Source organism: Psychrobacter sp. LFX-11D (assembly GCF_904846475.1).
GTDB classification, from domain to species: Bacteria; Pseudomonadota; Gammaproteobacteria; order Pseudomonadales; family Moraxellaceae; genus Psychrobacter; species Psychrobacter cryohalolentis.
Window position 1 is genome coordinate 245,124 of the sequence record NZ_CAJHAV010000001.1, and the last position, 14,985, is coordinate 260,108.

At 42.3% G+C, this 14,985-nt stretch carries 12 protein-coding genes; 9 read left to right on the forward strand and 3 right to left on the reverse strand.

What is annotated here, in order from left to right; translation table 11 throughout:
- Window positions 1-12: 12 nt before the first annotated feature.
- From JMX75_RS01095 to JMX75_RS01115, 5 genes are all read left to right on the forward strand, one after another.
- Entirely contained in the window at window positions 13-609 is a 597-nt protein-coding gene (locus JMX75_RS01095; RefSeq protein ID WP_201530609.1) for a YigZ family protein, read from the forward strand.
- A 119-nt stretch (window positions 610-728) separates the two neighbouring features.
- Entirely contained in the window at window positions 729-1,781 is a 1,053-nt protein-coding gene (locus tag JMX75_RS01100; RefSeq protein ID WP_133104001.1) for a YheT family hydrolase, read from the forward strand.
- Between the two features lie 52 nt (window positions 1,782-1,833).
- Complete coding sequence (locus JMX75_RS01105) at window positions 1,834-2,376, forward strand: acyl-CoA thioesterase (protein WP_020442427.1); 543 nt, start codon at window positions 1,834-1,836, stop codon at window positions 2,374-2,376.
- Window positions 2,377-2,622: 246 nt separating this feature from the next.
- Window positions 2,623-3,000, forward strand: a complete 378-nt coding sequence (locus tag JMX75_RS01110; protein ID WP_011512403.1) for a DsrE family protein — start codon at window positions 2,623-2,625, stop codon at window positions 2,998-3,000.
- A gap of 269 nt (window positions 3,001-3,269) precedes the next feature.
- A complete protein-coding gene (locus JMX75_RS01115; RefSeq protein ID WP_201530610.1) occupies window positions 3,270-4,313 on the forward strand; it encodes an NAD(P)H-dependent flavin oxidoreductase in 1,044 nt (347 codons plus the stop codon).
- A 240-nt stretch (window positions 4,314-4,553) separates the two neighbouring features.
- On the opposite strand, the gene JMX75_RS01120 is transcribed toward JMX75_RS01115, so the two are convergent.
- Window positions 4,554-5,501 (reverse strand): alpha/beta fold hydrolase, encoded by a 948-nt coding sequence (locus JMX75_RS01120; RefSeq protein ID WP_201530611.1) that lies wholly within the window; start codon window positions 5,499-5,501, stop codon window positions 4,554-4,556.
- Window positions 5,502-5,760: 259 nt separating this feature from the next.
- Here JMX75_RS01120 and JMX75_RS01125 point away from each other — a divergent pair, with 259 nt between their 5' ends.
- Window positions 5,761-7,332 carry an MATE family efflux transporter gene (locus JMX75_RS01125; protein WP_201530612.1) on the forward strand — a complete coding sequence of 524 codons (1,572 nt, stop codon included), beginning with the start codon at window positions 5,761-5,763 and terminating at the stop codon, window positions 7,330-7,332.
- A gap of 119 nt (window positions 7,333-7,451) precedes the next feature.
- Here JMX75_RS01125 and JMX75_RS01130 read toward each other — a convergent pair whose 3' ends face one another.
- Window positions 7,452-8,171, reverse strand: coding sequence for an aspartate/glutamate racemase family protein (locus tag JMX75_RS01130; protein ID WP_201530613.1), 720 nt, complete (start codon window positions 8,169-8,171; stop codon window positions 7,452-7,454).
- Between the two features lie 252 nt (window positions 8,172-8,423).
- On the opposite strand from JMX75_RS01130, the gene JMX75_RS01135 reads away from it, so the two are divergent.
- From JMX75_RS01135 to JMX75_RS01145, 3 genes are all read left to right on the forward strand, one after another.
- Window positions 8,424-8,678: a DUF2798 domain-containing protein gene (locus JMX75_RS01135; RefSeq protein WP_011512396.1), complete on the forward strand. Its 255-nt coding sequence runs from the start codon at window positions 8,424-8,426 to the stop codon at window positions 8,676-8,678.
- Window positions 8,679-8,822: 144 nt separating this feature from the next.
- Window positions 8,823-9,800, forward strand: a complete 978-nt coding sequence (locus JMX75_RS01140; RefSeq protein WP_201530614.1) for a zinc-binding dehydrogenase — start codon at window positions 8,823-8,825, stop codon at window positions 9,798-9,800.
- Between the two features lie 86 nt (window positions 9,801-9,886).
- The gene (locus JMX75_RS01145; protein WP_201530615.1) at window positions 9,887-10,891 is read left to right on the forward strand and encodes a YhdH/YhfP family quinone oxidoreductase; all 1,005 of its coding nucleotides are present in this window, start codon (window positions 9,887-9,889) and stop codon (window positions 10,889-10,891) included.
- 196 nt (window positions 10,892-11,087) lie between these two features.
- On the opposite strand, the gene JMX75_RS01150 is transcribed toward JMX75_RS01145, so the two are convergent.
- Window positions 11,088-14,903: a hypothetical protein gene (locus tag JMX75_RS01150; protein ID WP_201530616.1), complete on the reverse strand. Its 3,816-nt coding sequence runs from the start codon at window positions 14,901-14,903 to the stop codon at window positions 11,088-11,090.
- Window positions 14,904-14,985: the final 82 nt, after the last annotated feature.

A 14,985-nucleotide genomic window follows, 5' to 3' on the forward strand; every position in this document is an offset into this window, starting at 1 on the left:
GCCTGATGAAATATGAGCTATCAAACGCTAAAACGTGCCGTCACTGCACGCTTAGAAATCAAAAAATCTGCCTTTATTACCTATGCTTATCCAGTGACCTCGCGTGAGCAGGCAATGTTTCATGTGGAACAACTACGTGAGCAATATGCTGATGCCCGTCATCACTGTTGGGCTTATATTATTGGCGATCCCAATAACACCACCAGCGCAGGCTTTGACGATGATGGCGAGCCCAATGGCACCGCAGGACGACCGATATTAAACGTCTTGCAACATAAATCTATCGGCAACGTCATTATTATCGTTGTCCGTTATTTTGGTGGTATCAAGCTCGGTGCTGGCGGTTTGACCCGTGCTTATGCAGGCTCAGCGCAAGCAGCAGTCGATGAGATGATACTAAGCTCTTATGTTCCTATGATCATGGTACAAATACTGGCAGAATTCGCCACCGAAGCCCAGTGCCGCTATGTCGTCGAGAGTCTTGACGGCAGCATCGAAAATGTCGCCTATAATAAGCAGGTTACCTTGACTGTGACGCTCGCTGAGGCAAATATCGAGCACTTAAAAGAACGTCTTGCGATGGATGGACGCGTATTAGATAAGTCATAAGAATTAAATGAGTAATCATGCGTTCACTGAAAACCATTGGTTTTGACGACGACCTTGGATATGATAAGGCACTGATTTTCAAAGACGATTTTTTAACAAACATAAAATAAGACTGAAATATGCCAACCTCTAAGTCGACAAAACCATTCGCACCTGCCCCTTTTAAACCGCCGTTTTGGCTCACCAATCCGCACTTGCAAAGTATTTTACCGAAGTTTTTTGCGCCAAAAACACCGAATTACCGACGCGTGATTAAACAAGATTCACTTGGCGAAACTGATATCGCTTATGACTTTTATGATGCTCATCCTGTCCAAGATTCAGAAAATGGCAAACTTGAACAAACACCATTAATCGTACTATTTCATGGGATGGAAGGCAGCAGTGATAGCCATTATGCGCGTGCGTTAGCGTATCAAATGCACGCGCAAGGCTGGCATTTTGTCGTCGCTCACTTTCGCAGTTGTGGTGGTATTCCCGCTAATGGCAAAGTGTTCTATAACGCTGGTGACACGGGCGAGGTGCATCATATGTTAGAGAACTTACACGAGAATTACGCCCATATTTATGGGGTTGGCGTGTCACTTGGCGGTAATGCCTTGGCAAAGTATATGGGTGAATATGGTGATGAGGCGCTATGCGACGGCGCTGCGGTAATATCTGCGCCAGTTGATATGTCGTCGGCTGCTATTACGATGCATAGCTTTTTGAGTCATCGTATCTATACCCCTTATTTGCTCAACCCGATTATCAAAAAAGCCTTGGCAAATGAAATTACTGCAGACAAGATTGCTTCTATCAAAGCGGTAAAACGCATTAGCGATTTTGATAATATCTTCACTGCGCCTAGGCATGGTTACCGCTCTAATAATGATTACTACCACTCATCCTCTGCCCTACCTTACTTAAGGAATGTCACACACCCGCTGTTACTTATTAGCGCCAAAGACGATCCCTTTATTGGTTTTACTGCTACGCCCAATGATGTCTCAGACAGTGTTACCATATTAGATACGGTACACGGTGGTCATATCGGCTATTTGCGTTATCGTACAAGCAATAGCAATGTAAAAACTCCAAGTAAAAAATCAAAGTTTGATATCAACTGGATACCTGAAACCGTGAGTGCCTACTTTAATCATATTGGCCTGCCATCTAATAAAACTAGATAAATTATAAAATAAAAAACATCATTTTTATCTTTAAGTATTTTGAGACTGCTTTATGTATCCATTTATCCGTTACGCCAGCACCATCGCCCATGCCGCGCTGCAAGTGAAAAAAGGCAATACTTTGACGTTCAAAGAAACCAGTGAGATTACTTTTCGCTGCCGTCTGACAGATATTGATAATTTCTTAGAGATGAATAATGGTCGCGTGCTGACCCTTTATGATATGGGGCGTACCGACTTTGCAGTACGGAGCGGGCTTGGCACGCAACTGCTTAAGCAGCGTTGGGGCTTGGTCGTCGCTGGTAGTACCATCCAATATCGCAAACGCATCCGTGCTTTTGAAAAAGTCACCATGAAGACCAAAATCGTCGGCTTCGATGAGCGCTGGATATATATTGAGCAATCGATGTGGGTAAAGGGCAAGCCTTGCTCGTCGGCACTACTACGTACAGGCGTCACCAAAGGCGGTAAGGTCATCGAGACGGCACGAGTACTGGCAGCTTTAGATCAATCGGATTGGCAGCTACCGCCGAGCGGCTATGTGGCAGAATGGATTGTCAGTGATGCCGATCGTCCATGGCCGCCACAATCTTAGGTTTTTGCTAGGCTTACCTCAAAATAAGGACTGCTTATTTAACCATTTGCATCGCAGCGCTTCGTCAAAATCCGCTTGTTATGATCAACTTCTTCATAGACAGCTATTCACAATCAGTTAACCTTATAACTACTATTTGCTAACAATACATTATATAAATAAATATAATCAATGTTAGGATAGTAGTGAGTTTTATACTCAACTGAATACTATCTAATTAGAAACAGTCTAATAAAGGAAAATAATATGGTTAATAATACGGATTATGTCGGTACGCTGTTTGATAATAGTGAGTCAAACCCAAGCAAGATCACCTTAGCTTTTACTATGGCGGGTGTGGCGCTTAAAAAAGGTCACTCTGCATCAGTCATATTGATGGTGGACGCGGTGCATTTGGCATTGCCGAACGCTTTAGATAATGTCGATATTGGTGATCCCTTTGAACCTGCTGGCGAATTACTAGAAGCCTTTATCGAAAAAGGCGGTCAAGTATTGGTTTGCGGCGCGTGTATGAAACATGGTGGCGTAGAAGAATCAGCCATTGATAAGCGCTTCACGGTCATCAGTGGCGATGATGTGGTTGAGCTGCTGATGAATGCAAAAGGTTCTTTGCAGTTGAATTAAGCGTTTAAGCTAGGTAATTAGTATATAAAAATGGGTCAGTTTTCTTAATTATCTTTTTGATAACTTAAGAGCTGACTTATTTTTTGGCGTTAAATTCTAGATTTCTGACCTTATTCCCAGTTTGAATGATAAGTATTGGCAACAGTCTTATAGTCAAACCTCACCTTCTATATTCAGCAACCAAATACACATTATCTAACACGCACGCCATCTAGCTTTGCTAAAGTAAGTCATGCAAACCTCCTCATAAAATAAAATGGAAGCCTGTCATGACCTTACTGAATACCCTTGATTTGACCTATCCTATTGTTCAAGCACCGATGGCAGGAGCGACCACCCCTGAGCTGGCGGCGACGGTGAGTAAGTTTGGTGGATTAGGGTCATTGGGGGCTGGCATGACGGCGCCAGACGTTTTAAATAGTGAAATCAACACCATTAAATCGCTCACCGATCGTCCTTTTATGATCAATCTGATGGTGTTATCAGAGCATGAATCTAGTGCTTTAGATAGCGAAGTCCCTGCTTGGCTAAATAATTACTATCAAGAGAAAAATATCGAATTTACTCTACCGAAGCACCCAGCGCTAAGCTTTGCAGAGCAGCTACAAGTGCTCTATGACAATCCCGTTCCTGTCGCCAGTTTTACCTTTGGCATTATCAGCGCTGAGCAGGTGCAGCGTTTGCAGAGTCTAGGCACACGGGTCGTCGGTACTGCCAATCATCCATTGGAAGCAAAAGCATGGGCAGATATTGGCGCAGATGCGGTATGCGTGCAAGGGGTCGAAGCGGGTGGGCATCGCGGTGGTTGGTTGCCGCAAAGTGAAAACGATCCATTGGGATTATTGACGCTAATAAGTCAAACGCGTGCCTGCACCGATATTCCTTTAATCGCGGCTGGTGGCATTATGAACGGACAGGACATCAAAGCGGTTCAAACGGCTGGTGCTGAGCTTGCGCAAATCGGAACAGCATTTTTGACCACAGATAAATGCGGCATTAATGACATTTATAAGCAAGCGCTACTCGATGCCAGCCAAGATGGACGCAGCTCTGAGACGCGCTTAACCAGATTATTTTCAGGGAAACAGGCTCGTGGTTTATTAAATGATTATTTGCATGATTTTGCTCAATTCGAGAGCGCGCATGAGCTACCACCTTACCCACAATTAAATGCGATGACCAAATTTTTGCGTGCCCATGCAACCAAAAACCGCGATGCCGAACATCAATCTTTATGGGCAGGACAAGGTGTCGCTTTGGTTAGACAAGAGCGCACGGTTGAACTGCTAGAGCGATTGGTAAGAGAGAGTTAGTTTGATCGACGTAGGCTGATTTTTAACTCAGCCTACAATAGAGTAGATACAGTTTTAAAAGAATACAGTGCTACTGGGATTAATTATTCGCAGCCTCTGTCTGCGTAAGCACGGTAAGCAACAAAATTTGATACCAGTAGCACCTTATAATGTTTGTATTTCTTTTATTTAGGACTGACTACAGCTTATAGCTAATCAAACGTTGGATCATTTACGCCTTCAAATATCATATGTAAATGACTAGTTCTTTAACCCTTCACGAAACGCTTTATAATCATTCGCCGTATCTTTCACCGCTTCTATCATCGGTACATGACCGATTTTTGGCATCGTAATCACTTGTGATTGTGGGATGATTTCTTTTATTAGCGTCACTGTTTCAGGCTTGATGACCTTATCCTCCTCACCCCAAACGACTAGTGTTGGAATATTATATTCAGCGATAACCTTGGCACGCTGCTCAACATTGTCTTCAACTATTTGCGCGAGTATTTTGGATTCTACTGCTTTATTAGCGATACGCTCTTGCGCGAATACGGCTTTTACAGACTTAGGAATATAAGGCGGCTTAGACATAACAAAGTCATACATAGCATAAAAGTCTTCCTTCTTATCGACCAATAGCGGATTGTTCTCAAGAGTTGCACTTTCTAAGGATTTCGGCACACCCACTGACCAAAAGCCCGCACTATCTATCAGCCACAGACTTTTGACTTCTTTAGGATACTTCGCAGCATAAGCAACACTGATAGCGCCGCCCATTGAGTTGCCACCGACATGAATGTTAGATGCCAAGCCTTTAGCTTGCAGTAGCTCGTGTAAACGCGTCGCTTGCGCCTCCGAGCGATAGTCAGCCGCCATCGGTTTACTAGAGTCACCAAAGCCTAGCAAATCAGGAATGATCAGATTATAGTTCTCTAACTGCCGAGCGATACGAGTAAAGTTGTCTTTATTACCGCCAAAGCCATGAATCAATAATAAAGGCTCGCCCGCGACATTACCGTTTTCTGCATAGACTATTTTATCGCCAGAGCTTAACGTAAATGACTGAGTCGTAAGGTCTGATTTTGAGCGTTCATACTGAATAATCTTTTGGGTGGTATTTATCGCCAAGGTATTGGGCGCTGTGGTACAACCGAATATTGAAAGACTTAGTAGAGCAGCAAAACCTAGGCGTTTTAATAGCATCGAAATATCCTTTTTGAAAACTAGAAAAATGAAGTAAGAAGTAAAAAGCATCATCCTAGCACAAGAGTATTTTAAGTTTCAGCACTTATAATAACCACCCTCCCCCTATAAATTGCTCGACAATCGCCTAAAAAAATGACAGGCAAATAATAATAGCGTTTGCCGAGGGGTTACAGCTCTAATAAAGACCGTAGACGCTTTCTGGTTTATGATAAGCGCTTTTGTTTAGTCAGCCCTGCATAGCGCAAAAGGATAAACATTGAGTAAAACAGATACCTCCATTGGTAAACGGCGTGACCTCACCCAAGGCTCGATCCCTAAAACCATGCTCTTATTTGCATTACCAACCCTTGGGTCATCTGCATTACAGTCATTAAACGGCTCGATCAATGCTGTCTGGGTAGGTCGATTTTTGGGTGAGGAAGCGTTAGCAGCCACAGCGAACGGCAATATCTTGATGTTTATACTGATCTCCTTCGTGTTTGGTTTCGGTATGGCGTCTACTATTTTGATTGGTCAGGCAATGGGCAGCCGTGATAACGCTATGGTTAAGAAAACCATGGGCACGGCGCTGGGCAGCATTATTCCGATAAGCGTAATAGTGTCGGCAGTAGGGTGGATATTTGCCCCGATGCTGCTTGAGCTGCTTGGCACGCCGGCAAGTGCTGTAGAGCTTGCCCTAACCTATCTGCGCATGATTTTTATTGCGATGCCTGTCACACTCACGTTTACGCTGATAATGATGGCACTGCGCGGGACGGGCGATTCGACGACGCCGCTTTGGTTTATCATTATATCGGTCGTGATTGATCTGATTTTGACGCCGACGCTGATTTTGGGTCTAGGACCATTTCCCGAGTGGGGCATATTTGGCTCGGCTTTTGCAACAGCCGTCGCAAATACGCTAGCGCTCATTGGCATGTTAGCCACTATGTATCTGCGTGGCTCTGTGCTGACGCTTAAGTTGCCGGAGCTTCGCTTTTTGCGCGCAGACCGAGACATCCTGAAGTCGATGTTTTCTAAGGGGTTACCGATGGGTCTACAGATGATCGTCATCTCTTCGGCAGCATTGACAATGTTATCGCTGATTAATCGCGAAGGTGTACAGACCACAGCCGCTTACAGCGCAACCCAGCAGCTTTGGACCTACGTGCAGATGCCAGCAATGGCGCTAAGTGCTGCGGCCAGTGCGATGGTTGCACAGAACATCGGTGCCAATCAATGGCACAGAATCGCAGGGATCACACGCTGGGGACTGATTTTTAATCTGGCATTGACCGGTTTTATTATTGTGCTACTGACCATTTTTGATGAGACCATTCTGGGCTTGTTTCTTGGCAGTGACAGTGAAGCGGTGCCGATTGGGCGTCATATTCAGCTAATGGCGACATGGGGTTTTATCTTTTTTGGGATAGCACAGGTTTTGTTTGGCACTATGCGTGCAAACGGTTATGTGATTTGGCCGCTGATTGTCATGGTCATTTCGATGTATCCAGTGCGTCTTGGATTTGCTTTCGGGCTTTATCCTCTACTTGGAACCGATGCCCTTTGGCTATCCTTTCCAGCAGGCATGGTGGCAACTGCCGTGATGGGAGCAGGACTATATTTGTACGGCGGATGGCGCAAAGGCAAACACTTGCCTGCAGAGGAAGCTGCGCAAAGGTCCGAGGAGTTTCGCGCGCATACAGGCACCAGTGCGTCGTTTCGAGATCTTGTACCGACGACTGTATGGAAGCTGTCACCTTTGCGCCGTATCACAAGGTTGCATCGACGACTTCATAGAAGACTTCATCTTCATAGACTCCGTGTGATAAAAAAGAATAAACGATAATGGCGTTATGCATATATCTATGCATAACGCCTAGTCGAGCGGCTTTTACTCATTAGCATGGGCGAGTACATTATTCATCATACTTGCCTATTACTGCAAATACCGAAACTGGTTTACCTTTAACTAAAATTTTCATTACCTAATAAAAACTGTACTGCTGCGGCTGCATGAATAGCGGTGGTATCAAACACGGGGATTGGACTATCTGCTTGGCTAATTAACAGTCCAATCTCGGTACAGCCTAATATCGCGCCCTCAGCGCCTTGTGCCGCTAACTCATTAATCACTTGCGTATAATATTGCCGTGAGCTGGCAAGCAATTGTCCTTGGCACAGCTCATCATAGATGATGCGATGGACTTCGACACGCGCATCGGTATTTGGTATCAGCACTTGCAAGCTGGCATCAATCAGACGCTGTTTATAAAAGTCCTCAGTCATGGTGAATTGTGTACCGAGTAAAGCAATCTTGGTTAAACCTTGCTGCTTAATCGCGTCTGCGGTCGCATCAGCAATATGTATCAGTGGCAAATTCGTCGCCGCTTGTACCTGCTCTGCTACTTTATGCATGGTATTGGTCGCAATTAATAAACCTTGGGCACCAGCCGCTTGTAAGCGCTTACCACTGTTTACCATGATATTACCCAACTCTTCCCACTTGCCTTGGGCTTGTAACTCGCCAATTGGCGCAAAGTCGACACTATGAATCAATAAGTCTGCTGAATGTAAGTTGCCAAGCTTAGCCTTGATACCTTCATTAATCAGCCGATAATAGCTTTGGGTACTTTCCCAACTCATTCCGCCGATGATACCTAAGGTTCGCTGCTTTTGAACGGTCATACTATTACTCTTTATATGTATTTCAATCTTACTTATCGTAGCAAAAGTTCAGCTTTAATTTGCCAATATTTAGAACATTCTCATTATTAGAAAAGAAATAACGATCATTAAAATGTAACGAACGTCACTATTAATAACAACGATTTTATCCACTCACTAGCATACGCTATGATAGTCAATAACGACGCCTCATAATGCTATTCATCATCGTTCATTGAGCCTCACTATTATCCTGTAGGAAAATTCAACATTATGGCAAACTTCCCTATTATCAGAATACGCGCACGGCGTAAGTACTACCGTCTTATCTTTACTGGTCTGATGGCGCTGATGATGTCACTTATTATCTCATCCGCTTTATTACTGGTTAAAGTAGGGTTCGTCGATGGCTTCTTTATGGAATTAATGCACTCGTGGGTGCTGGCCTTTGTCTTTGCGTGGCCGAGCGCCTATATCTGTGCGTATCTGGTACAAGAGCACGTGCTTAGTCGGATTGAGTTTTACTAAGTCATACGATAATAAGTACATAACAACGTTCCTTAACCAAACAAGTACTGATAACTGGTAAGCAGAGTTGTTACTGTTGATGGTTGCAAATCAAATCAATTCACTTCTTAGACAAATATCTAAAAACTAAAAAAAGGATTTATCATGCGTAGCGCAACTTATGATCATTTTGGCAAACCCACTGAAGTACTCAGCATCGGCGACCGCCCTACTCCAGAGCCTAAAACCAATGAAGTCCGAGTCAAAACGATACTCGCCTCTATCCACAACCATGACCTACTAACCATTCGCGGTCAATATGGTTTTAAACCTGAAATGCCTGCCATCGGTGGTAGTGAAGCGGTCGGTATCATCGATGCAGTAGGCAGCGATGTTAAGAATCTAAAAGTCGGTCAGCGTGTCGCAGCCGCCAGTGTACAAGCGACGTGGGCAGAGTATTTCGTCGCTGTGGAAGATATGGTATTCCCGATGCCCGACAGCTTAGATGACGAAATGGCAGCCCAATTGATTGCAATGCCACTGAGCGCGCTGATGCTGATTGAGTTCTTAGAACTAAAAAGCGGTCAGTGGGTTATCCATAATGCTGCCAATGGCGCGGTCGGCAAATCGCTCGCCATGCTAGCCGCTGCGCGTGGTATTAACACCATTAATGTCGTGAGAAGTGGCGATGCTATCAAGGAATTAGAAGCACTGGGTATCAAGCATAATATCAACACCTCAGATGACGACTGGAAAGATCAAGTAAAAGCCATCCTTGGTGATGAAAAAATCAGTGCTGCGGTTGATTCTATCGGTGGTGAGTCTAGTAATGATCTGCTGGCATTACTGGGTCATGGTGGCACATTGGCCTCGTTTGGCATCATGTCAGGCAAACCAATGGTGCTAAATCCAACCCACATTATTTTTAAACAAGCGACGATTAAAGGCTTTTGGGGCAGTAAAATCAGTCAAGAAATGAGCGTTGAGAATAAGCAACGCTTGGTTGATGAGCTGATCGAGCGTGCTAACAATGGCAATTTAAAACTGCCCGTTGAAGCGACCTTTGATTTGGCTGATATCTTAAAAGCAGTTGACGGGAAAATGCAGTCAGAAAAAAACGGTAAGGTACTGTTAAAACCTTAAGATTCATTTTATATCTTAAGGTTTCGAGCATTTTTCTCTACTCACAAATGGATATCTACATAAAAAATCCAATTAGGAATAGCCTTATGTCTAAACAAACAACGTTTAAAGCTTTGGTCGTCGAAGAACATGCTGATGGCACTTTTAGCAAGAGCATTCAAGAACGCAGCGTCAGTGACTTACCTGAAAACGATTTATTAATCGAAGTACATTACTCATCACTAAACTTCAAAGATGCCATGTCGGCATCAGGTAATAAAAGAATCACCAAAAACTATCCGCATACCCCTGGTATTGATGCGGCAGGCGTGGTGGTCAGTGATAAGTCTGGCACGTTTACCGCAGGGCAAGAAGTCGTCGTCTTTGGTTATGATTTGGGCATGGATACCGATGGTGGTCTCAGTCAAATGATCTCTATACCTGCCGATTGGGCGGTCGAATGCCCGTCTTCATTGACGATAAAAGAAGCGATGATATATGGTACTGGCGGCTTAACGGCTGCATTGAGTATCCAAAAGCTAGAGAAAATGGGGGCAAAACCTGAAGATGGTCCAGTCGCGGTCACGGGTGCAACGGGCGGCGTCGGTAGTATCAGTATCGCGATTTTAAGTCAGCTAGGCTATGACATCATCGCCTTCTCTGGCAAACCTGAGCAGAGCGAATATCTAAAAGGGCTTGGTGCAAGTGAAGTCCGTCATCGCGATACCATTAACGAGGTCGGAGATAAACCTGCCGGTCGCGAGCTGTGGGCAAACGCTATTGATACGATTGGCGGTGATTATTTGGCGAACCTACTTAAGCAAACCAAAGCTGGCGGTGCAGTGACCAGTTGTGGTTTAGCAAGCGGCGCTGAGTTTTCAATGTCAGTGATACCTTTTATCACCCGCGCGGTGTCATTATTGGGTATCGATTCGGTTTATATTCCACTAGCAGATAAAAAGGCTATCTGGAAGCGTGTCGCAACCGATATGAAGTTGCCTAATTTAGAGAATTATTGCGAAGAGATTACGCTTGAGCAAACGCCTGAATATTTAGATCGCTTTATGGCGAGTAAGACGGTCGGGCGTTATGTGGTGAATGTTCGGGGTTAGTTTTTTTAGAATTTGGGTTTTTATATAATAGCAGCGCTTTTTATGAAGAGCTGCTATTTTTATTAGTCAGTTGTTAGGTTACTGTCTATATTACTAAGACTCAAATGAAGCCTTTTAACACAGTTTAGTTTTGCTACATACATTTTTTCTACTTCTAAAAAATGTTTTTCGATCATAGTAATTCGTCAATGTTAAGTCACTCAAAGCGTTGTTCACGTTGATTATGATCTTGTGCCTCTCTTTCTCTCTCTTTCTGTATCCATTGATTAACTAATGCTAATTTCTCTTCAATCAATTTCTGAACCTCTACAGAAGCATGGTTGCTTAATTCGGAAAAAGCTTTGGCTCTTGATTCTAAAATGTCTGCAAGAGAACCTGACCAACCACTTGGCATTATCTCGTCATATATAATTTCAACTATTTTGTCTTTATCCTTAGCTATATGAAAAAAAGCTTTTATATGACTGCTTAATTCAACAGGCCTTTTATCCACTGTTGGGAAAAGCGGTTCTTCTATTGGAGTATATATACTAAGTAATTTTGCCACTCGTTGGACTTTAGCCTGATCATTATTACACCAGTCTAAAAGACGTTGAGCAGGTACTATATTGAGTGAAACTCCATCATAGTGGTTGAAAAATTGCTGATAAATCGAATCATGTTCTGACAGCTGATTATCATTAGATAGTATGGTTTCGAGCACTAGCTCTGGAAAGTTATTTAATAGTACAATCATAAGTGGTTCGATATCTTTACTAGATATACGATACTCTTCGATATTTTCTTTGATTAAACCTAATAATTCGCTTATTTCATTCTGAGGTGCTAATGAATATAAGCAATAATTGGCTACACTTTTCAAAGAATGACTGCGTAAATTTCTTAAACTACCTAGGGAAACTGCTTTCCTGATAACCTTACGTCCTGCTGAAAAAATAGTAGCAGTTGATTGATAGGTATCTTTCTTATCTCTAAAAAAACGCATACTGAGAATTTCTATAGCTGCATATATACCTTGCTCCATACTTATTATTCTATCTAATAGCTCGGATAACTCATTGTCGTTTATTGCTTCATGAGTACGACCATAGGCTAGAATCGTGAACTGAGATGCACTAATCTCCTGCTTAGTCGCTAAATCGATAAGCTTTTGGATACTCCATTCTTCCAATGGCGTACTACAGAGCAAGTATAAAAAATGTTCTTCTAGGTTACTTATCTCAAGAGCAGACTTTTGCATAATACGTGCGAGATTAGGATCGTGTTCGTATACCTGTTTAATAAATCCATGTAGCACAGAAGAGTTCAAACTTTCAACTGGCATAGTTTGGATAAGATTAATTAGATACTTAAATGTTTCTACTAAGTTAGAACTTCCTAAAGCAAGTCCCTCACCAAAATGAATAAATGAATCAAATCTTTCTTGCCACAAATCAATTCCTAGCCCTTTAATAAGACTAGTATCTTGAGCAGCTTCTTCTCCTAAGGATTTTACTTTCGCGATAATCTCTTTTCTATGGTCAGAAGGACTTTCGTTACCGCCATATATTATATGATCCCAAGTATTAGAAAATATATAGGCATGAATCTCTGTATTGATGTCTTTTGGAACAGCAATTTTTTCTAGCATTTCCAAACGAATAAGTGATTTACTATTGGACTCACCTGTTAGATTATCTATAGTACTTTTAATTTCTTTCCATAGCTTAGGCCAAACCCCATCTCGTGCATAGTTTCTAACAATATCCTCAAGCTTGCTACAACATCCAGAACTAATCCAAAGTCCGTTAAAATTGGAGACAATGAGCTGTTTTGCTATATCAATATGTACAGTATCATCTGACTGCAATAACTCTTGTAAAATATCTATCAAGCCAGAATACCAGTCCCTCCATTCTTCCTGATTAGAAGGTTGCCACCCCATTCCTCTTTTGCGCGCCCCAAATTCAAATGAACCAAATGAATGCCAAGAAGATGTCTGCAAGGCTTTATTGAGTAGCACCTTTGCAATCTCATAGTATCTGGGATTAGATGATTGAAAAAGATCTCTAATAAATGCTTGTCGTTTACTCGGTGTCGCTTCTGTCCCTGATAAATACAAAGAAAATAAGTTTTCCATCCAGTTAACAATGCTATTGTTTCTCTCACCATGTTTCTCAGTCTCAGCAAACTTAAGTAAAAGGTTGGCAGCACGATTGAAATACTCATCATCGTAAGCAAGTTGACGTAAGAGCCCAACAAACTGATTAAAGTTAGGGTTATTTCGAGAGGCAAACTCAGCGTTTTGGCAAGCTTGTTCGAGTATAGAGAGTGCTGCCTGAGGAATAACGGTAGCAATATAGCTAAAACATTTTAGGTGAATAGGACTATATGTAGAGGGATTATATAATGGCGCATCTTCTTGTATCCAACTTTCAGCTAGTCCTTGAGCTTCTAAGCTGTCATGCAAATAACTGATTCTATGAGCACAAGACATAAATAAGCGCTCATTTTCTTCTTTAAATAGCTCAGCATTAATCTGAGATATGGGAAGGTTTTCGAATGCACGTCTAGCAAGTTTGTTAGAAATGGCATGAGGAAGGACAGCCCGCCAATTACCACGCTTTTGAGCAATATGCCGTCTAAGTAACTCTGCTTGGTGACGGTACAGGGTCTTACTTTCGATACCTGAAATACGACCTAACGCTAGCAGTTCATTATTTTCATTTGAAATGTCAAAAGAGTAAATTAGAGAGAGTGTTTCTGCACTTTCTAAAAGACTAACATCTACTTGTTTTCTCTGGTGAAAAAGTCTCTTAAATAACTCTTCATCTGATAATTGACTTAAATTTTCGTTAATATCTACTTGATCAGCTAAAGCTAAAGCAACTCTTGCATTACCTCCAGAAAACTCTGCAATTTTATCGGAGTTCGTTTTGTTTAATTTAGGAAAGCGCCTTTGCAAAAGTAGTGATACCGTACCTTCACTAGCTGGTTCAATATGTATAACATGAGTTTCTTCTGGTTTGTCAGTAGAAATATCATATTCAATTGATAGCAGTTTGATCTGCGTGTTACTTGCCATTACTTTTTTCTGTAAGGTTCGATGAACTTCAGGAGGGCAGTTGTCAAGAATGATGTAAGTATCGCTATCGTTAGCAATAAGATAGTCAATCATTTCCGATGCTGAAGGGGCTAGATCATTACCTAAATCTGCATAAATCGTATTAGTATATGGAAGAGGCTCATTTCCAACTTCTGATTCAAATAAAGCTTGAGCAAACCGAGTTTTACCGACGCCTGAAAGGCCTGTAATACGAATAGCACTACCACTAGAGTGAAGCTTTTCTCTAACTACATTAATACCTTCAAGTACTGTTAACGAGTTTTGATTACCTGAACTACTATCGCTTATACAACGATGATCATCAGTAATAAAATCATCTTCTACAGCGATCGGTGTTGCAGCCCATCTACCAAATGATGTCCAACCAGATAAGGGTTTACCAATTATTTGGCGAACCCATAGAGTCACACTTGGGTAAATATGCAACCATGACAAGATGCGACTTCGACCATAGAAGTCGAGCTTTAAATCATCTTTGTTAGTTAGAGAGCCGACAGCTTCTTGCATACTGGCTAAGCGATCTTTCAGCATCTTATCGGAACAATCATCTTTACCACTGACAATGATATAAGCGCCTTTTTTATCAGCAATCTCTGACAAAATCGGTTTAGGATTAGTCCCATCTAACATTTCTTTATGACAAGCTGCCTTCCCCATCGAATGCTTTTTGACTTGAAAGCCGGTACAGTTTCTTGGTATAAAGTTAGGTTGACTTAATCGGCTATTACTATCAACGCTCACATCAAGTCCGCCATCGGCTGCTTCCTGTGCGCCTCCCCAAGTTACATCAGCTAAGGGCAATTGCTGCTGCAAAAACTCAGCTTCGCACAAGCGTCCAATTAGTTCTCTTAAGTCGCCATCATTCAATGATGTAATGTCTTCAACAGTGAGTTCCAAGCTTTTCATCTTATGCTTCTCATTTTCCAATTATTTAATGGCATTCTTTTTTATTTATTATATATAGAATTTAACCTTCCTGAATTAAATT